The sequence below is a fragment of the Maribellus mangrovi genome, assembly GCF_037646455.1.
GTDB classification, from domain to species: domain Bacteria; phylum Bacteroidota; class Bacteroidia; order Bacteroidales; family Prolixibacteraceae; genus Draconibacterium; species Draconibacterium mangrovi_A.
Genome location: NZ_JBBIXN010000001.1, coordinates 1,483,778 through 1,504,351, shown reverse-complemented (window position 1 = coordinate 1,504,351; position 20,574 = coordinate 1,483,778). Strand labels below are relative to the sequence as shown.

Sequence of the window (20,574 nt, the reverse complement as noted above, 5' to 3'; positions counted from 1 at the left end):
TTTCTTAATTTTCTACCTTTGATCGCTAAATACGAATATGCCAAAAATATTATCCATCGAAGAACTGTTGCCGCTGACCGACTCCATCAAATTAATTGATGTAAGATCGCCTGCGGAATATGAACTGGCGCATATTCCGGGAGCAGTGAATATTCCTATTTTCGATAATGCTGAGCGCCGGGAAGTGGGGATTAAATACAAAGTTGGGGGGCGGGATAATGCCGTATTACTCGGATTAGATTTTGTTGGCCCTAAAATGTCGGATTTTGTTCGGCAGGCCCGGCAACTTGCGCGAAACAAACAGGTGATGGTTCATTGCTGGCGTGGAGGAATGCGTTCGGCGAGCATGGCTTGGTTATTCGAAACCGCCGGACTTGAAGTTTTTGTGCTGAAAGGAGGTTATAAAGCTTATCGGCAATACATCAGGAAACAGTTTTCGAGGCCGGCAGAAATCTTGGTTTTAGGCGGTTATACAGGCAGTGGAAAGACTGAGATCCTGCAGACTCTGAAAGCCAGTGGAGAACAGTTTTTGGATATCGAAGGAATTGCTCATCACCGCGGATCGGCTTTTGGTACGCTCGGACAAGAAGCACAACCCAGCAACGAACAATTCGAAAATAACCTGGCTGATGCATGGCGAAAATTCGATCATAACAAAAAAATCTGGGTGGAAGACGAAAGCCGCCAGCTTGGGAAGTGCGGAATTCCTGATCCCCTTTTTCAGCAAATGAGGCAGGCTCCACTTATAAAAATCAATATTCCAAAACCAATACGGGAGCAACGACTGGTAAAAGAATATGGTACTTTTGATAAAGCACTTTTGAAAGAACAGATCGAAAAAATTAAAAAACGACTTGGAGGTAAAAATACCAGTGAAGCACTTTCTGCAATTGACGAGGGAGATATTTTAAGAGCGGCATCGCTCTCACTCGCATACTACGACAAGGCGTATGATTTTGGAATGTCGAAACGCGATCAAAAGAAAGTGATCACCCTTGATCTGGAAAAGGACGATCCGGCTGAAAATGCAGAGAAAATAAAGGACTTTTTAATTAAAAACTAAACTGCTGTGGAACCCATTTATCTTGATTACAATGCTACCACTCCGGTTGCAAAGGAAGTGGCCGATGCCATGCGGCCGTACCTCGATACATTTTTTGGAAATCCATCGAGCGTTCATAGTTATGGTGTTAAAACAAAAATGGCGGTTGAAAAAGCTCGCGGGCAAATTTCGGATTTGATTGGCTGCGATCCGTCGGAAATTGTTTTTACAAGTGGCGGTACCGAATCGAATAACTACGCGCTTAAGGGTATTGCTTTTGTCAACAAACACCGCGGCAATCATATTATTACTTCGGCCATCGAACATCCGGCGGTTTTTGAAGTCTGTCGTTATCTTGAAAAAAACGGGTTTGAGATCACCACTGTTCCGGTGGATGAAAATGGCGTGATTCAACTTGAAGCGTTGAAAAATGCCATTCGGAGTGAAACCATTTTAATCACCGTGATGCATGCCAACAACGAGGTTGGAACGATTCAACCCATTCAAGAGATTGCCGAAATCGCTCACCGGAATCACTTGTTTTTTCATACCGATGCCGCACAGTCGATCGGAAAAGTGCCGGTAAATGTAAAAGAGCTGGATGTTGATTTATTGAGTATTGCGGGGCACAAATTGTATGCGCCAAAAGGAATCGGAGCACTTTACGTGCGCAGTGGAGTTCATCTCGAGAAACTGATCCATGGGGCTGATCACGAACAAAATCTGCGGGCCGGAACAGAAAATGTACTCGAAATTGTTGGCCTGGGAGCAGCGGCTCAACTGGCAAAAGAGAACCTGGAAGAGAATACAGATCACTATAAACAGACGCGGGATTATTTGGAGAGGCTGCTGAAGGAATCACTGCCAACGATCAAAGTAAACGGGCATCCGGAAAAACGTTTGCCCAATACGGCAAGCATTTCGTTTCCGAAAGTAGAAGCCAACACGCTTATCGACCGGCTTGATGGAGTAGCTGCTTCGGCCGGAGCTGCCTGCCATGCCGAAAGTGTTGATGTTTCGGCAGTCCTCGAAGCCATGCACATTCCGCTTGATATTGCGATGGGAACCATCCGATTTTCAACCGGACGGGAAACGACCATGCAGGATATTAAAAAGGCAGCCGATGAGATTGTGGCCACTGTAAGACAACTTTTGCCAAAAGACGGGGAGACAGGAGCTGCAGAAATAACTTCTAAAAAAGAGATTAAACTCACGCATTACACGCACGGATTGGGTTGTGCCTGTAAAATTCAGCCGGCTAAACTCGAGGCTGTTCTGAAGAAACTCACACCGATTGTAAACGAGAATGTTCTGGTTGGCACTGAAACTGCTGATGACGCTGCGGTATATTTACTCCGCGAGGATTTGGCGCTGGTGCAAACACTCGATTTTTTTACTCCAATTGTCGACGATCCCTACCAGTTTGGAGCAGTTGCGGCAGCAAATGCACTCAGCGATATTTATGCGATGGGCGCCGAACCCTTGTTTGCCTTGAATATTGTCGGTTTCCCGGAAGAAGCTTTGCCCATGGAAGTGCTGGAGCAAATTCTGAAAGGAGCCCAGGATAAAGCAGCTGAAGCCGGAATTCCGGTGTTGGGGGGCCATACAATTGAAGATCCGGAGCCCAAATTCGGGATGGTGGTGAGTGGCAGTGTTCATCCCCAAAAGATTATTAAAAATACAGGCGCTCTGCCCGCCGATCAACTGGTATTAACCAAACCACTTGGTACGGGAATCCTCTCCACGGCCATCAAACGTGGCATGGTGGATGATCAGTTACGTGATCGGGTTACACAACAAATGGCGCAGCTCAATAAAACGGCTGCCGAAGTAATGCAAAAATATAAGGTGAACGCCTGCACCGACGTTACAGGTTTTGGCTTAATTGGTCACCTGAAAGAAATGACAAGCAGCTCGGAATGTGATGCTATGATTGAATACCAGAAAATTCCGTTTTTGCCCGAAGTGAAAAACCTGGCAACTGCCGGCGTTATTCCGGGAGGATCGTATAACAACCTTGATTTTGTCAGTAATTTTGTTGATTTTGGCACCTTGCCACGCACCGATCAATTATTGTTGTGCGATGCCCAAACTTCGGGAGGATTGCTAATTGCCCTGCCTGCGAAAGAAGCTCAGAATTTGGTTAACGACCTGCACGAAGCCGGAATTAATGAAGCCCATATAATTGGAGAGATGACTTCGAAAGGGGAAGGAATGATACAAATCAAGTAATTCCTCCATATTGAACAAATGCTAATCAAATTTAAAGTTTAATACTAAAACGTCTGCTTTTTTATTCCTAAACAATTACCTTTGCCAACCGTTAGTTTAGCATGAATTTAAAACAGATAGCATTATGGCTGAAATACCAAGAAAATTAATAGTCCCCAAAAATATTACTGATGCACTTCGGACCGTGAAATACCCGGGTAGCAGCGAAGATGTTGTTTCGCTTGACATGCCGCAGGAGATTCGCATTGCAGGGCAGCGGATAAGTTTTTCGCTGGTTTTCCAGAAAAGCGACGATCCGAATATTGAAACGCTGGTTTTGGAGTGCGAGAAAGCCATTAAAAAATATGTTGGCGAAGAAGTGGAGATTGAAGACAACATTTCGGTGAAATACATTCACGATATGGAACGTCCTATTCTGCCCAATGTAAAGAACATTGTCGCCGTTGCATCGGGTAAAGGCGGTGTTGGTAAATCAACGGTTGCTGTAAATCTTGCCGTTGCACTGGCTAAATCGGGTGCCAAAGTAGGTTTGCTCGACGCTGATATTTTCGGCCCCTCCATCCCAAAAATGTTTGGAGCCGAAAACGAACGTCCTGTAGGAATTAAACTGGATGGCCGTGAGATGATTAATCCGCTGGAAAAATACGGAGTGAAGTTTCTGTCGGTTGGTTTTTTTGTGGATAGCGACAGTGCCATCATCTGGCGTGGCCCGATGGCATCGAATGCCTTGAAACAGCTGATTAGCGAAGGAAACTGGGGCGATCTGGATTACCTGTTAATCGACCTGCCTCCGGGTACCAGCGACATACATCTTACTTTGGTGCAATCGGTTCCGGTAACCGGTGCTGTAATTGTTTCAACACCACAGGATGTGGCACTGGCCGATGTTGTGCGTGGTGCCAGCATGTTCCAGAGTAAATCGATCGATGTGCCTGTACTCGGACTGGTTGAAAATATGGCCTGGTTTACCCCGGCCGAATTGCCCGATAATAAGTATTACATTTTTGGAAAAGACGGTGGTAAAAAGCTGTCCGAGAAACTGGGATTAAACTTCCTGGGCCAGATACCGATTGTTCAGAGCATTCGGGAAGGCGGAGATGAAGGAACTCCGGTGGCTCAGAATGCCGATTCCATTACCGGGCAGGCATTTGCCGAAATTGCTGAAAATGTAAAGCATCGTGTTCACATCAGAAACATTCAAAAAGCACCAACAAAAAAGGTAAAAATCGAACGAAAATAGGAGGACTTTTTTTACTCGTATCAGCCTATTTCCTGTGAATCCCCAACTCAGTGCGACAATGATGTATTGTCGCGTACAAATTTTCTTATTTTTGCAGCGTTTGTAATCAGAATAAATGTTTGTAAACAACAATATTCTGTGCATATCTGAGTTTATTCTTAGAGTAAATAAAATACCTGTTTGAAGAGACTTTTTCTACATACCACTATATTTATTTTTTTGGTTGCTGTTTTTGCGGGCTGTTCTACGGAAAAAAACACACGTGCATCGCGCACTTTTCATAACGTAACATCGAAATACAACATTTATTTCAATGCCAAAGAAAGTGTGAAAGCCGGTCTTGCCAGTGTTGATGAACGCATCGAAAACGATTATACGCACATTCTGCCCATTTATAAGGAAAGCGATCCGTCGGCGGTAAGGATGGTAAAATCGGATATGGATTACGCGGTGGCAAAATGTTCAAAGCTGATAGAGATCCACTCCATTACCAAAAAGCCCAAACGGAAAAAGCGACGTACCCGTAAATACCAGGAATTTGCCAGTCAGGAGGAATTTAATAAATGGATCGACGACAGCTACCTGTTGATGGGGAAAGCGTATTTCTATCAGCAAAATTACTATGCTGCCATCGACAATTTTTCCTATGTGGTGCGTAAATATCCACAGGAAGAAACAGCCAGCGAGGCACAGGTTTTTCTGATCCGTGCTTACACCGAACTTGAGCGATATATAGAGGCAAATGAGGTCATTCAGGCTGTTCAGACTTACGAAGATTTTCCGAAAAAATACGAGCGCGAACTGGCATTGGCAACAGCCAATTATTACATGAAACAGGAGGAGTATGGTAACGCTATTAAAATGCTTGATATTGCTATACAAAAAACCTTTTGGCGGAAAGACAAAGCACGCTATCAATATATTATCGCCCAGTTGTACAAGGAAATGGGAGAAAACGAAAAGGCACTGGAAGCCTTTAGAACTGTGGCACGAACAAGCCCGGATTATGCCATGGCGTTTAATGCCAAAATCAATTCGGCGGGCGTGTTTTCAGGTGAAGGAAATGCCGAAGATCTGCGTAAAGAGCTCAATAAAATGTTGCGCGACAAAAAGAACATCGACTTCAGGGACCAGATCTATTTTGCACTGGGTAACCTCGATTTAAGAGAAGGCGATCGCGAGGAAGCCAAGGAAGATTACAAAAAGTCGGTAGCAAGCAGTTTTAAAAACCAGTATCAACGTGCATTTTCAGCTATTACATTAGCCGATTTGTATTTTGAGGACCAGGAATACCGTGGCGCACAGAGTTACTACGACAGCGCCATGATCATTATTGACGATACCTATCCCGATTATAAAAATGTTGAGGCGCGATATACCAACCTTACACATTTGGTAGATAATCTCCTGATCGTTGAGCGTGAAGACAGTTTGCAGAAAGTGGCCCAAATGCCTGAAAAAGAACGTGAAGAACTGATTGCACGATTGATGCAGGAGGAACAGGAACGCCAGCGGAACATGGAAAACCTGGCCATGCAGGGAGCACGAAGTCAGGGTTATTACCGCTCGAACCGTTACCGCATGGGAATGGGATCTTCAGGCGGTGGAGGCTGGTATTTTTACAATCCGCAAACGGTGTCATACGGTAAGGTTTCGTTCCAGCAGCAATGGGGGCGGCGACAACTGGAAGACGATTGGCGACGATCGAATAAAAATACTGTTACCGAGTATAACGAAGAGGAACTGGTTCAAAACGAGGAGGAGGAACAACGCGTTGAAGACCCCTTGAAAAAGGAATTCTACACGCAGGATCTTCCGCTCACCGACTCTTTGATGGCGGTTTCGCACGAAAAGATACGGGATGCGCTGTACAACGCCGGCAAAATATTTAAATCGGAATTTGAAGATTACCAGCGATCGGCAGAATGTTTTGAGGACCTGAATAAACGCTATCCAAAAAATATTTACCTGCTGTCGGCTTACTTCGATCTTTACGATTTGTATGAACTGATGGGAGACAAGGAAAAAGCAAATTATTACCGAGACCTGCTCATTTCCGATTTCCCCGACAGTAAGTATGCACAATACCTGCTAAACCCGAATTTCTTTGTTGAAATGGAAGCTCGTTTGGATAGTTTGAACCGGCTATATCAGGAAACATTTGCCAGTTATAAGCATGGTCAGTACCGGAATGTGCTAAGCCTGGTTGATGAAATGAAAGCCATGAAACCGGATTCGGTAATTATTCCGAAAATCGATTTTATGCAGGCCATAGCACAGGGAACACAAACGGATGTTCATCAGTTTGAAGCCTTGTTAAAAGGCTACCTGCAGATTTATCCCGATAAGGAACCTTCGCCATTAGCCACTGAAATCCTAACTTTGATTGAGGACAGTACGCTGGCGGATTACCAGAAACTGGTGGAGATGGGTTATATCAACGAAGAGATCCAGAATGAAGAGCTGTTGGAAAGAAATGCCATCGACGATGAATTTGGCGGTAAGTTTACCTACGAAGAAGATCTGCTGCATTATTTTGTGATTGCCTATCCGCGCAAAGACGAGAAAAAAATTGATCTCAACCGTTTGAAGTTCGACATAGCCAATTATAACATCGACCACTACACCAAAGTGGATTACGACATCGAAACCGAAAACCTGAACGAAGAAATGGCTTTTGTTGTGGTCCGCTCTATGTCGAACAAGGAAAACGCACTGATTTACCACGGTTCAATTATTCGCCGTGCACCCGTATTTCAGGCGCTTAAAGATGTTCAATATTTAAATTTTGTAATCTCTTCAACCAATTATCGAACTGTAAAAACAGATGAATCGATAACCGATTACCTCAAGTTTTTTATAAAGAATTACAGCCGCTTTATCCGTTCGAACTTTACCGACGAAGGACCCGATATTTCACCTGAAGAATTGATGGCGCGTGCCGAAGCCGAGAACAATGCTTTAAAGGAAAAAGGAACTTTTGTTACTGTAACTACGGCTCAGCCAGGTACTTTTAATACGCAGGTGGATACCACACAAAATTTTGTGCTCGCTGTTCAAGATAAAGGCATGTCGTTGCGCCAGTTGCTGCGCGAGTTCGCCGATTTTAACCGCGACAATTTCAGGGCCTGGAACCTTGCACTTCAGTTAAAGCAGTCAGAAGAATACCAGCTGATGGTGGTTCAGGGAATTCCGGCACTGAACGAGTCGATGTCCTACTTCCGTCGCGTGGTAACTACACGTAGTTTGTTCGAATCGCTGGGGCAGGCCACTTATCGTAACTTTCTGATCACCGATGAGAACTTGCAAACATTGATCGATGAAGATAAGGTGGACGAATACATTACTTTCTTCCGGAAAAATTACATACAACGACCAACAAGCTCCAGCACAGGCACTTCGTCGGGAGCCATACAAACAAATACAACATCGACCACAGCGACTGCCGCAGGAACTCAAACTACTGCGGAGCCCGAAGAGTATAAGGGGCCTTATAATGAAAACATTGAAGGTGAACACAAAGTAGTGTTTGTTGTGCCAAAACAGGGCATCGTAAAAGCCGCTTTTATAAGTGGACTGGAAGCTTTCAATGAAGAGAACTTCCCGGGATCCGGATTCAATGTACGGGAGCAATCACTCGACGATTTCAGGAACCTGATCATCATTGAAGGAATTGCCGACCAGGAAACAGCACGTCAATACTTCAGCAATGTGGTTCGTAAGCGCGAGCTGTTCGATCCGCTGGGGACAGCTGAGTACAGGAATTTCCTCATTTCAAACGAGAACTTCAACATTTTCTATCAGCAAAAGAACATTGTTGAGTACATGGATTTCTATAAGAAAGTGTATTTAGGGAACTAGTCTCAGGCGATAAGCCGTGTGCTTTAAGCCGGCGGTTTGCAGCTTCATCTGGTTAAACTTTGTTAAACACACACTATTACGGCAGTATTTTTGTTTCTATCTTTGTTAGAAGGAACAAAACAGTTACAATGTAAACTTCCGAATAAATTGGAAGAAATCAGAAAACAAGAAAGACAAGCGAATGAACAAACCAGGTATACTTTGGGTAGATGACGAGATAGATCTGTTGCGTGCTCACATTATTTTTCTGCAAGAAAAAGGCTACAATGTGGAGACCGCCAATAATGGGGTGGATGCCGTTGAAAAGGTAGGCGAGAATTATTACGATATTATTTTTCTGGATGAAAATATGCCCGGTATCACGGGATTGGAAACACTGACCCGGATAAAAGCCATTTCACCCAACGTTCCGGTGGTGATGATTACCAAAAGCGAGGAAGAGAACATCATGGATGAGGCGGTTGGTGCAAAAATCGCCGATTACCTTATTAAACCGGTCAATCCGAAGCAGATTCTACTGACGCTGAAAAAGAACATCGATCAGAAACGATTGGTCACCGAACAAACCACTTCGAAATACCAGATGCAATTTGCACAAATAGGCTTGCAAATTAACGACCGGCTGAATTTCGACGAGTGGAAGGAAATCTATAAGAAATTGGTTTATTGGGAGTTGGAGTTGAGTGAATCGGAAGACTCAGCCATGGACCAGATTTTGGCCATGCAGAAAGAAGAAGCCAATAAAACCTTCTTCCGCTATGTGAAAGAGAATTACATCGACTGGTTTACCCGGGATAAAGAAGAGCGGCCAGTCCTGTCCACTGATATTTTTAAGCAGGTCGTTTTCCCGCAACTCGACCGCAAACAAAAAACGATGGTACTGGTCATCGATAACCTGCGTTACGACCAGTGGAGGATTTTTAGTCCGGTGATCAACGAATATTTCAGGACGCTGACTGAAGATATGTATTGCAGCATTTTGCCAACGGCTACCATGTATGCGCGTAACGCTATGTTTTCGGGATTAATGCCTTCGGAAATTGAGAAACTTTACCCCGGACTTTGGGAACACGACGATGGAGAAGGACATAAAAACCGTCACGAGGAGGAGTTGCTACAGAAACAGTTAGGGCGATATGGCCGAAAGGAAAGTCTTTATTTCGAGAAGGCAGCCGGTATCCGTAAAGAGCGCTGGGTGACTGATAACCTGAAAAGCATTTTGGATAACGATCTTTCGGTAATGGTGGTAAATTTTGTCGACATGATATCGCATGCCCGTACCGAAATGGATATGATCCGCGAGCTTGCCAATAACGAAAAAGCCTATCGTTCGCTTACTTTGAGTTGGTTTCGTAATTCGGCACTGCTGGAGCTACTGCGTTCGCTTTCAGAAAACGATGTGCATGTAATCGTAACTACCGACCACGGTGCTATTCGCGTAGATAACCCGGTAAAGGTGATCGGCGATCGCGAAACCAATACCAACCTACGCTACAAGTTGGGAAGGAACCTGAATTTTAAATCGAAAAATGTTTTTGAGATCCGTGACCCGCGAAAAGCTTACCTGCCTTCGCGAAACGTGAGTACCAGCTATATTTTTGCTCAAAGTACCGACTTCTTTGCCTATCCAAACAATTACAACTATTACGCGAATTACTACAAGGACACTTTCCAGCATGGCGGGATTTCTATGGAAGAAATGATGGTTCCGGTGGTGATCCTGGTTCCGAAAAAGTAAAATTTTAGATATGCGCTTTGTGGGTTAAAAGCAATGGAAGATCTTGATTGAAAAATATTGTTTATTGGCAATTGAGAAAACTTATTACCCCCTCTTCATCTGTGCATACAACTTATTGGCAAAAATAAAGTCTTCCAGTTTTTGACTGCCCGAGTTCAGGATGTCGTGTTTGGTGCCGGTCCATTCTTTTTCGCCTTTCGAAATAAACAGCACCGATTCGCCGATCTCGATCACCGAATTCATGTCGTGTGTATTGATAAGGGTGGTCATCTGGAATTCCTTCGTGAGGCTTTGTATCAGTTTATCGATAACTGTGGCGGTTTCAGGATCGAGGCCCGAGTTTGGTTCGTCGCAAAACAGGTATTTCGGATTCAACGCAATGGCGCGGGCAATGGCCACACGTTTTTGCATTCCTCCACTAATTTCGCTGGGCGAGAGTTTGAAAGCCTGCTTTTCGATGTTGACGTGTTCGAGGCAAAATTCCACTCGTTTTTGTTTTTCGGCATTGCTCATGTGTGTAAACATATCAAGCGGAAAACGTACATTTCCTTCCACATTAATGCTGTCGAACAGTGCCCCCCCCTGAAATACCATTCCCAGTTCACGGCGCAATGCTTTTCGTTCTTTATCGCTCATGGTTACCAGGTTACGGTCGTTAAACCAGATCTCACCTTCATCCACTTCAAAAAGTCCCAGTATCGATTTTAGCAAAACGGTTTTCCCCGAGCCGCTTCGCCCGATGATCAGGTTGGTTTTACCCTGTTCGAAGGTGATGGAAATGTCCTTTAGCACCGTATTCCCATCGAAGCTTTTGGTTAAATTCTTTACCGTGATCATGTCAGCAATAATCGGGTTAATATTAAATCGAAAAACAGGATGAGAATATTGGTGTTAACCACGGCTTTTGTACTGGCTTTACCTACTTCGAGGGCGCCACCCTGAACGTAGTAGCCAAAATAAGCTGGCACAGAAGACACCAGGAAACCAAAAACCAGGCACTTGATGATGGAGAAAGTTATGTAATACGGGACAAACAGCCACTGGATACCGTCAATGTATTCAGGAATGGTGATTACCCCCACTAGCGGACCGGTAACCAAACCTCCCAGCAAACCAAAGAATACGCTGATCATATAAAGGAACGGGAAAATAAAAACCACGGCCACTATTTTGGGTAGAATGAGGTAGCCGGCTGAATTTACCCCCATAATTTCGAGCGAGTCGATTTGTTCGGTAACACGCATGGTTCCGATTTCAGAGGTAATGTTTGATCCCACTTTACCGGCCATAATAAGTGCCAGCATGGTTGATGAAAATTCCAGGATAAGCGTATCGCGTGTACCCAAGCCAACCAGTTCGCTGGGGTAAAGCGGATTCTCCATGGCGTGTGCAAACTGAATGGTCATAATACCGCCAATAAAAATGGAGATTATCAGCACGATCCAAACAGAATTAACACCCAGGTTGTCAATTTCAAGGAACAACTGCCGAAAATACATCTTGTGTCTTTCGGGACGGGCAAACACTCTTTTGAGCATTGCAAAATACCTTCCAATGTGAAAAAAGAATCCCATTTTACTGACATTAAATTTGAACCTTCCGGCTAAAATTACAACTTAAAAAATGGATACAAAACTTTTAACTCCCCGATTCCGTTACTAAAGAACCAAATTTAATCGCCAGGATTGCTGATTCTCTTTTAATTTGGATATTTTTATAGGTAAACAAAAACAAGAAGGATATAAACGGAGGAAATCGAATATCACATTTCGGACAACACATTAATCCTTTAAAACAAACAGCTAACAATGAGCACTAATTTCTGTGTAATTATGGCAGGCGGCGTAGGAAGCCGGTTTTGGCCACTTAGTAGAACTGCCAAGCCCAAACAATTTTTAGATATCCTGGGAACAGGTAAAACATTTCTTCAGCAAACTTACGAGCGATTTTTAAAAGTAGTTCCGAACGAAAATTTCCTTGTGGTTACCAATGTTCGTTACAAGGACCTGGTGTTGGAACAACTTCCTGAATTGAAAGAACAACAGGTATTGCTCGAACCGCTTCGGAGAAACACGGCGCCCTGCCTGGCCTACGCACTTCATAAGATTAAAAAGAAAGAACAGAATTCAAAAGTGATCGTTACGCCTTCCGACCATTTGATTCTTGAACAGGAAAATTTTGTGCAACAGCTGAAAAATGGCTTATCATTCCTTGACAGTAACGAGTCGTTGCTTACGCTGGGAATAAAACCTGTACGGCCGGAAACCATGTACGGATACATCCAGGTAAACAGTAAAAAAGAGTTCAAAGATCTGGAGAACCTGTACCAGGTAAAAACATTTACCGAGAAACCGGATGTGGAAATGGCAAAAATTTTTATCGAAACCGGAGAATTTTACTGGAACTCCGGGATTTTCATTTCTACCTTGTCGTGTTTTATCGATGCCTTTGAAAAGCATTTACCCGATATGTTGCAAACTTTCAGTAAAGGTGAAAAGCTGCTCGATACCGACGATGAGGAAGCATTTATTAAAAAAGCGTACTCAGAATGCCAGGCAATATCGATTGATTATGGTATTATGGAAAAAGCAAAGAATGTTTGTGTGCTGACCGCTGAATTTGGTTGGTCCGACCTTGGAAGTTGGAATTCGCTTTACGAAAACAGGGAAAAAGATAAGAACGGAAATATTGTTGGTGGAGGACACGCCTTTATTTACGATTCGCAGAATTGCATTGTAGACATTTCGAAGGGTAAAGTTGCAGTAGTTCAGGGTTTGGATGGTTATATCGTGGCTGAATCAAACGATGTGTTAATGATCTGTCGCCGCGAGGATGAAGATCAGATCAAAAAATATGTGACCGATGTGAGAATTAAAAAAGGCGATTCACTGCTCTAAATTGCCAAATTGTGATGACAGAAAAATTATAAAATGAAAGGCAGCCCAAGCTGGCTGCCTTTCATTTTATTGTCAGAATACATGTATTATTCTTCTCTTTTCGCGGGAACTTCAGGCAGGTTGCCCGTCCACTTTTTAATCGTGTAATTAATCCGAATGGTGATCATGTACATCACCGGAGAAATCACCAGAGTGAGTACCGTTGCAAATGTCAGTCCGAATACTACGGTCCACGACATCGGTCCCCAGAAAGCTACACTTTCACCTCCAATTGTAATCTTTGGATCGAAATGCGTGTACAAAGAAAAGAAATCGAAGTTCAGCCCAATAGCCAGCGGCAATAAACCAAGCACCGTTGTAACCGCGGTTAAAAGTACAGGACGTAAACGAGTGCGACCGGCTTCAACCAAAGCATCGCGCTGTACATCTTTTGGCAGGAAGGCATTTTTGGGCAGTCCCAGTTGTTCGCGTTTGCGTTTCCTTGTGAGATCGATGTAGTCGATCAGAACGATACCATTGTTCACCACAATTCCAGCCAGTGAAATAATTCCAATACCCGTCATAATGATCACAAACTCCATTTTAAAAATACCCAGGCCGAGGAACACACCAATGGTACTGAATATTACCGTGGCAATAATAATGGCCGGTCGGATAAAGGAGTTAAACTGCGTTACCATTATGATCATAATGAGCGCAATGGCAATAAACAAGGCATAAACCAGGAATTCCATACTATCGGCCTGTTCCTGCTGCTCGCCGGTAAATTCATACGAGTATCCATAAGGCATATCGTATTCTTCAAGTAACTGGGCAATGCGGGAATTTATTTCGTTGGCATTAAATCCTTCGGTTACTTCCGAAGAGATCGTGATTGATCGTTTAAAATCGATACGGCTGATCTTGTCGTAAGTGGTGGCGTATTTAAAGCTGGCCACGGCTGAAATCGGAATGCTGTTATCATTCACTATAATCTTCTGGTTCATTAAGGTAGAAACGTCGTTTCGGTATTCTTCCGCCAGGCGTACAAAAATGTCGTATTCGTCTTCGCCGTCTTTAAATTTGCTGGCTTCGTAACCATAAAGTGCGTTTCTGAACGCCATTGCAATTTGCTGGGTCGACAGTTCGTACAAGCGGGCTTTTTCGCGATCCACCTCAATAAGCATTTCGGGCTGGTTAACGTTAATGTTCAGTTTCAGTTCATCTATACCCGGAATGTGATCGGCCTCGATTATTCGGATAAAATCGTCAGTAATTTTTATCAACTGATCGAATTCATCTCCCGAAACATCAATATTTATCGGAGCTCCGGTTGGAGGTCCTTGGTCGTCTTTGTCGACATAAATCTTTGCGCCCACAAAACCATCCAAGTTTTTCGTAATTTCCTGCATGATCCTGGAGGTGTTTATACCCTCGCGTTTTTTATACTCAACAAACGAAACCGAAGTGAGCGATTTATTCGGAGAAGTTTCGTTCTCAAACATTCCACCTTTTCCAACACCTACGTTGGTAGTTACCGATTTTACGATGTGTTTTACGGGTTCGATGGTCTCCTTAATGATCGATTCCACATCACGCGAAACTTCGTCGGTTCGTTCAATCGACGTTCCCAACGGCAATTCCATCGTCACATAGATGGTAGTTGGATCGGTCTCAGGAAAGAAAACCATTTTTGGATTTCCGCCAAAGTAGAAACCCATGGAGAATATCATTAACAGCACCGTGCCGATAAAATACACATAAGGCCAACGGCCGGTTAACGCATGGCGTAACTGGCGGGTGTACATATTTTCGAGCCACACCAGGAATTTGGTTTGGAACCAGCGTGCGAGCGGTCGAAGTGCGATTAAGTTCAGCACCATTACAATAGCTACGGTGGCCAGCAAGTTACCCAGTAAATATATTTTTAACAGGTAAAACGGTACGGCAAGCACCGCGAAAATTCCGGCATTTTTGAGTACTCGTTTTGACTTTATCCTCGTGTTGATATCGTCGATCTTCATGAATTTGGCAATAAAAGGGGGATTGAGCACCAAGGCCACAAACAGTGACGACGCCAAAACCACGATCAAAGTACGCGGAAGAATGGCCATAAATTCACCAACAACACCCTCCCAGGCCAGCAGTGGAAAAAAGGCTGCAAGTGTTGTTAATGTGGATGAAATAATGGGGAAAGCAATTTCGCTTACTCCGCGCTTTGTGGCCGACATTAATGAATATCCGTGACTGTAGAGCCGATATACATTTTCTACCACCACAATGGCATTATCAACCAACATACCAAGTGCCAGGATTAATCCGTAAAGTACCATCGAGTTCAGTGTAATTCCACTTTGCTGAAGGATAACAAAGGAAAGGAACATCGACAGAGGAATGGCCAGGCCGGCAAATAATGCGTTTCGGAAACCAAGGAAAAGGAACAGTACAAAAGTTACCAGGATCATCCCAAGAATGATACTGTTTTCGAGGTTTGAGATAGTATCCTCGATGTAGGTGGTCATGTCGTCCGTAACAATTACTTCCAGGTTTTTCGGAATCTGTCCGTTCTCCTTCATTTTTTCAATTCCCTTGAATACATTTTCGGAAGCAGATAGTATGTTTTCGCCCGATTTTTTAGTGACCGATAATGTAACTACCGGTTTGTCGTCGAGTCGGGCAATGGTTTGCTGCTCTTCGTATCCGTCGGTTACGGTTGCAATGTCGCGTATATAAACCGGTTTACCTTCATTTACCTTTATGATGGTATTGCGAATCTGGTCCATGGTCTTGTAATTCGCCTCAGTACGGATGGTACGGCGAATCTGGTCGGCCGTGAATTGTCCGGCCCCCATAGTAATGTTTTCCAGTTGAATCGCCAATGCCACATCTTCAAAGCTCAGATCAACAGCATCGAGTTTATAGGGATCTACATCGATCTGAATTTCGCGCTCCTCAACTCCGCGGATATTGGCTTCGGAAATCTCGCGATAACTCTCAAACTCATCCTGAAGATCCTCGGCAAACTTTTTAAGTTCGCGCATGCTGTATTCTCCCGAGATGTTTACGTTCATGATCGGGAATTCCGACAGATCGAAATCGGTGACATACGGATCATTCGGAAGATCGGTGGGCAATTCCGACTTTGCCTTGTCAACGCGGTCTTTGGTATCTTGCAGTGCCTGTTTTATAGAAACGTTGGTGTTGAATTCCACAAAAATGGTACTCACATCCTGATACGAAGCCGACGATACCTGCTTGACGCCTTTAAGTCCTTTTAATTCTTTTTCAATCGGACGCGTACACAGGTTCTCAATATCAATGGGCGAGTTACCCGGGTATAGTGTCTGAACAAAAATATACGGTACCACAATTTCAGGCATGGCTTCGCGCGGCATCTGGTTGTACGAGAAGATCCCGAAAAACACCACGAGCGCCGTGAAGATGTAGACCGTAGTTTTATTTTTTATAGCGAGATACGTAGGTTTGAATTTCCGCGTAATCTCCTTGTTATGTTTTTGTTTCTCTTGCTCCATTATTGAAACATTTTGGGAGTGATTAATTCAATTCAACAACAGTTCCGTTGCTCACCTGGTTATATCCTTCTGAAATCACCTGCACTCCGGCACTCAGTCCATCTACTACTTCGGTGAGGTTGTTGTTGTTAACCCCCGGCGTTACATAAACTTTCTTGGCTACTTTATTCCCATCCACATTGTCAACAATGTATGTGTAGTGTCCGGTAAAGTCTTCTTTGATGAAAAGGGTAGGCACCACAATAGCATTTTCGTTCACATAGTCGCGCAACTTAAGAATAGCAACCAGGTTGGGCTTGATGGTTTTATTCGGATTATCAAGGTTAATACGTACCCTGAAAGTACGGTTTCCAGGATCGATTATATTACCGATCTGGTCGATTTTAGCATCTACCTCTTCATTGATGGCCGGGAAGCGAACCTTAACTGCATCACCGGCATGGATATCCATGAGGTACGATTCCGATACATCGCCATAAATTTTAAGCTTGCTGATGTTGATGACCTTGGCAAAAGGAATTTGTGGACTTCCGATCTGCCCTTTTTCCTGGTAAAGGATGTCAACTACGCCATCGGCCGGCGATTTTATCTCGGCCAGTTCAATTTGAGTCTTTAAACTCTGAATCCTTTTTTCAAGGCTTTCTTTGTTGTTTTTAGCCTGAAGGTATTCCATCTCCGAACCGATATTCTGGTCCCAGAGGTTTTTCTGACGCTCGTAGTTGGTTTTGGCCAGTGTCAACTGTACTTCCAACTCGTCAACCGAGCGCTCTAACACATCGGTGTTCAGGCGGGCCATAAGCTGACCTTTTGATACCCGTTGACCTTCTGTAATCAGTACTTCTTTGATGATTCCCGAGGTTTCGGGGCTGACATCAACATCCTGATCGGCTTCCACTTTTGCAGTTACCTCGATAAAATGTTCGAATTTCTGAAAGCTGAGATCCTTCGCTTTAATTTCAACCACTTCGGTCGCCTGCGAAGCTTCCAGCTCTTTTTCAATAGTACTGATCTGCTGTTCGAGGGTGTGAACCTGCTGCTTCAGGTCCTGTAATTTCTGTCTTTTGGCATTATCGTCTTCCACCGTTGTATTGCTGCACGCCGATAAAAGAACTGCCGTTGTTAGTATGAATAAAATGCGTTTCATTGTATGTATTTTTTATTGTTTTCTGTTTTTAAAGGGCACCTGCTGCTTTTTTCAAATTCAGGTCGGCTTGCAGCAATTGCAGGGTAGAAGTTACCATGGCCTGAAAATTGGTGATGTACTGGCTTTCCTGTTGCGAAAGCTCGGCACTGCTGATCATTCCGTTATTAAATTTTATCTGTGATTTATCCAGAATGCTTCGTGCCAGATCGCGGTTTTCGCGGTCATTGAGGAAGCGTTCGCGTGCGGTTTCCAGTTCGGCTTTGGCTGTTAAATAATCTTTTTGAAGGGTAAGTTCAGTAAGTTTCTGTTCAGTTGCAGCTTTATCCATCTCAAGTTCAGCCTGTTGTACCCTCGAACGTTTCGTCCCCGAATTAAAAATGGGAATTGAAGCCTGGAATCCAACCAGTGAAGAGGGGAACCACTTTTCTTTGAATAGGTTGGCATTGTTGCCGTACGAAGTTTTTGTATAGCTGTAAAAACCATTCAAACTGGGTAAGTATGCTACTTTTTCAAGCTTCAGCAATTTCTCCGAAACCTCAAAATTAGAAGCTGCCAAACGATAATCGATGTGATTTAATAGATCGAGTTGAAGATTATTTTGCTCCTGGATTAGTGGTAAAACAAATGTCTCGATTTTGTCCTTAAGAATGATCTCTTCATTCATTTCGTAGCCCATCGTATATTTCAATACAATTCTTGCAATGGCCAGTTCGCGATCGGAACGGAGCATTTCGTTTTCAGCGTTTTTCAGCAAAATGCGCAACTGATCCACATCCTGCGATTCACGTAAGCCATTATCGAAATAAATTTTGGTTTCCTTGTACAACTTCTCTGTGTTGTCGTAATTCTCCTGCATCACTTCTTTGTAACGCTGGCTGATAAGTACTGCATAGTAGGCTTGAGAAACCGCATTCCGAATATCGATTTCTGTTTTTTCGTGAGCCTGTTTGGCCAAATTAACATACAGTTCGGCCGAAGTCACCCCAACAATCCACGATCCATCGAAGATTTGTTGCGAAACACTAAGCCCGAAATCGGAATTAAAATCCTGTCCAAATTTTACCGGAATATAGGTTCCGGGTTCTCCACCAAAAAATTCACCGGGGATCAAAGAAACCGGCAAGTTCAGGAACCAGTTGTAATTGGCCGATCCCGAGACCTGGGGTAATCCCGTTGAAATGGTTTCCCAAACCTGTTTTTGCGCGATGGTTATGTCTTGCCTCGTGTTGTGCAAAACGTATGAATTCTCCATTGCGTAGTTAATGGCTTCATCCAGGTTGAACGATGTTTGCTCTTCCTGTGCCTGTACGACGGCAGAAACCAAAAATACCGAAGCGATCAGTAATAAATATCTATTCAATTTTGCTTTCATGCTGAATTCAGTTTATCCGTTTTTTATAATATTCTATTCCTTGTGCTGTGCAAATGGCATGCATGTGATAATCGAGAATGACATCGAAAAATGCAAGAGAATTGATTTCGTAGTCCTCAAAAATACCGTAGTCCGGATTCAGCGTATAAAGTGTACGTCCCACTAAAAGTTTAGCAACTACCGTTGGTTCCAGATCGCTGCGATACAATCCTTCATTTATTCCCTTTTTCAGGTTTTCAAAAGTATTCTCGTAAATGCGTTTAAATTTGGTTTCACGCACTTTCTGGTAAAGGATCGGATAAGTTCTTTTCAACTCCATTTCAATGTTGTTGTTGTACATTTTCATAATGTAAGCCACCTTGTGGCGTATGTGGAACATATCGTCGATCGCATTTCCGGGATTTGGATTGTGGACGTTTAACTCCGGATCTTCCATAAAATAAGCAATCACCTGCGAAACCAGGTCTTGTTTATCGTTGAAGTATTGATAAAGCGTTTTCTTGGACACACCAAATTCAGTAGCAACGTCATCCATGGTTACATTTCTGATTCCGTGTTTGAGGTACATCAGCCCAACTTGCTTAATGATGTGTAGCTTCTTTTCTTCCATGGCCGCAAATGTAGCAAATAATACTCAGGAAACTTTATTCGTTTTAAAAGTTTACCTAATATTAACATATTGTTTCTTTTGTGTTTTCAGTATTTCTGATACACAATAATTGCAGCATAAAACTACGAGAACGAAAAAAGTTTCCGAGGTTATTATCGGTGAATGGAGAAATACTGTCTACGAATGCGTCGAATACGGAAGTGGAACACGACTTAACGATGCTCATAAATTGTTAAACTTACAATTTGCCGGCAAAAATGGCACTGGCATAAACAAGGTCTTCAGGAAAGGTGATCTTTATATTTTCGCGGTTTCCGGGTACATTATTAATTTTAAATCCCAGGTTTTCGAGTAAAGATGCATCGTCGGTGAACCATTCTGAGTAGGGCTGTTTATAGGCCTCCTTTATGTCTGAAACCTTGAAAGTCTGAGGTGTTTGTACCAAAACATATTTTGAACGGTCGACCGCCTTATTTTCTGTTTCGTCGGTGTAACGCACCGATTCGGAAACAGGAACAACAGGTAATGCATTGCCTTTATCCAAAGTTCCGTTAAGGCAGTTCTGCAAGGTTTTCTCCGATACCAGCGGGCGCACGCCATCGTGAATAAATACAATGCCATCTCCCAAAATCCGGTCCAATCCGTTTTTTACCGAATCGAAACGAACACTACCTCCATTAGCCAGTTTAAAAGGAATGGTGAAATTATGAGTTGTACAAAGTTTTTTCCAGTATTCAAACTGATTTTCGGGAAGAACAAGTATGAATTCGATGGAAGGATCGAAACGCACGAACGCTTCAAAAGTGTGCATCAAAATTGGCTTTCCGGCAATTTCGATAAACTGCTTGGGAAGTGTATTTTTCATTCGGTTTCCGCTTCCTCCGGCCACTATAAGAGCAAACTTTTTAAGCATGTCTGTGTTTATT

The 20,574-nt window shown here is 43.4% G+C and carries 13 protein-coding genes and 1 pseudogene; 7 read left to right on the top strand and 7 right to left on the bottom strand.

Translation table 11 applies throughout. The features are described from left to right. Positions 1-37 precede the first annotated feature (37 nt). The 6 genes and pseudogenes from mnmH to porX all read left to right on the top strand — a co-directional run bounded on the left by mnmH (position 38) and on the right by porX (position 10,113). Entirely contained in the window at positions 38-1,063 is a 1,026-nt protein-coding gene (gene mnmH / locus WFY05_RS05705; protein ID WP_340111773.1) for a tRNA 2-selenouridine(34) synthase MnmH, read from the top strand. Between the two features lie 6 nt (positions 1,064-1,069). Continuing rightward, positions 1,070-2,164: pseudogene (locus WFY05_RS05700) on the top strand (cysteine desulfurase family protein); the annotation flags it as partial. An 81-nt stretch (positions 2,165-2,245) separates the two neighbouring features. Then, complete coding sequence (selD, locus tag WFY05_RS05695; RefSeq protein ID WP_437127406.1) at positions 2,246-3,274, top strand: selenide, water dikinase SelD; 1,029 nt, start codon at positions 2,246-2,248, stop codon at positions 3,272-3,274. 124 nt (positions 3,275-3,398) lie between these two features. Beyond that, positions 3,399-4,514 carry an Mrp/NBP35 family ATP-binding protein gene (locus tag WFY05_RS05690; protein ID WP_340111772.1) on the top strand — a complete coding sequence of 372 codons (1,116 nt, stop codon included), beginning with the start codon at positions 3,399-3,401 and terminating at the stop codon, positions 4,512-4,514. A gap of 180 nt (positions 4,515-4,694) precedes the next feature. Continuing rightward, the gene (gene porW, locus WFY05_RS05685; protein WP_340111771.1) at positions 4,695-8,375 is read left to right on the top strand and encodes a type IX secretion system periplasmic lipoprotein PorW/SprE; all 3,681 of its coding nucleotides are present in this window, start codon (positions 4,695-4,697) and stop codon (positions 8,373-8,375) included. A 181-nt stretch (positions 8,376-8,556) separates the two neighbouring features. Further along, positions 8,557-10,113 carry a T9SS response regulator signal transducer PorX gene (porX, locus tag WFY05_RS05680; RefSeq protein ID WP_340111770.1) on the top strand — a complete coding sequence of 519 codons (1,557 nt, stop codon included), beginning with the start codon at positions 8,557-8,559 and terminating at the stop codon, positions 10,111-10,113. Positions 10,114-10,197: 84 nt separating this feature from the next. Here porX and WFY05_RS05675 read toward each other — a convergent pair whose 3' ends face one another. Together WFY05_RS05675 and WFY05_RS05670 are read right to left on the bottom strand one after the other, a co-directional pair. Beyond that, positions 10,198-10,950 carry an ABC transporter ATP-binding protein gene (locus tag WFY05_RS05675; RefSeq protein ID WP_340111769.1) on the bottom strand — a complete coding sequence of 251 codons (753 nt, stop codon included), beginning with the start codon at positions 10,948-10,950 and terminating at the stop codon, positions 10,198-10,200. Beyond that, positions 10,947-11,687, bottom strand: a complete 741-nt coding sequence (locus WFY05_RS05670; RefSeq protein ID WP_340111768.1) for an MlaE family ABC transporter permease — start codon at positions 11,685-11,687, stop codon at positions 10,947-10,949. The genes WFY05_RS05675 and WFY05_RS05670 overlap by 4 nt, the downstream gene beginning before the upstream one ends. Before the next feature lie 234 nt (positions 11,688-11,921). Between WFY05_RS05670 and WFY05_RS05665 the strand changes: the two genes are divergently transcribed. Beyond that, on the top strand, positions 11,922-13,010 hold the full coding sequence (locus tag WFY05_RS05665; RefSeq protein ID WP_340111767.1) for a mannose-1-phosphate guanylyltransferase: 1,089 nt from the start codon (positions 11,922-11,924) through the stop codon (positions 13,008-13,010). Between the two features lie 86 nt (positions 13,011-13,096). Here WFY05_RS05665 and WFY05_RS05660 read toward each other — a convergent pair whose 3' ends face one another. The 5 genes from WFY05_RS05660 to WFY05_RS05640 all read right to left on the bottom strand — a co-directional run bounded on the left by WFY05_RS05660 (position 13,097) and on the right by WFY05_RS05640 (position 20,561). After that, positions 13,097-16,522: an efflux RND transporter permease subunit gene (locus WFY05_RS05660; RefSeq protein ID WP_340111766.1), complete on the bottom strand. Its 3,426-nt coding sequence runs from the start codon at positions 16,520-16,522 to the stop codon at positions 13,097-13,099. A 22-nt stretch (positions 16,523-16,544) separates the two neighbouring features. Then, complete coding sequence (locus WFY05_RS05655) at positions 16,545-17,666, bottom strand: efflux RND transporter periplasmic adaptor subunit (RefSeq protein ID WP_340111765.1); 1,122 nt, start codon at positions 17,664-17,666, stop codon at positions 16,545-16,547. A 28-nt stretch (positions 17,667-17,694) separates the two neighbouring features. Then, entirely contained in the window at positions 17,695-19,038 is a 1,344-nt protein-coding gene (locus WFY05_RS05650; RefSeq protein ID WP_340111764.1) for a TolC family protein, read from the bottom strand. A 7-nt stretch (positions 19,039-19,045) separates the two neighbouring features. Next, positions 19,046-19,648 (bottom strand): TetR/AcrR family transcriptional regulator, encoded by a 603-nt coding sequence (locus WFY05_RS05645; protein WP_340111763.1) that lies wholly within the window; start codon positions 19,646-19,648, stop codon positions 19,046-19,048. A 238-nt stretch (positions 19,649-19,886) separates the two neighbouring features. Next, on the bottom strand, positions 19,887-20,561 hold the full coding sequence (locus tag WFY05_RS05640; protein ID WP_340111762.1) for a 2-C-methyl-D-erythritol 4-phosphate cytidylyltransferase: 675 nt from the start codon (positions 20,559-20,561) through the stop codon (positions 19,887-19,889). Positions 20,562-20,574 lie beyond the last annotated feature (13 nt).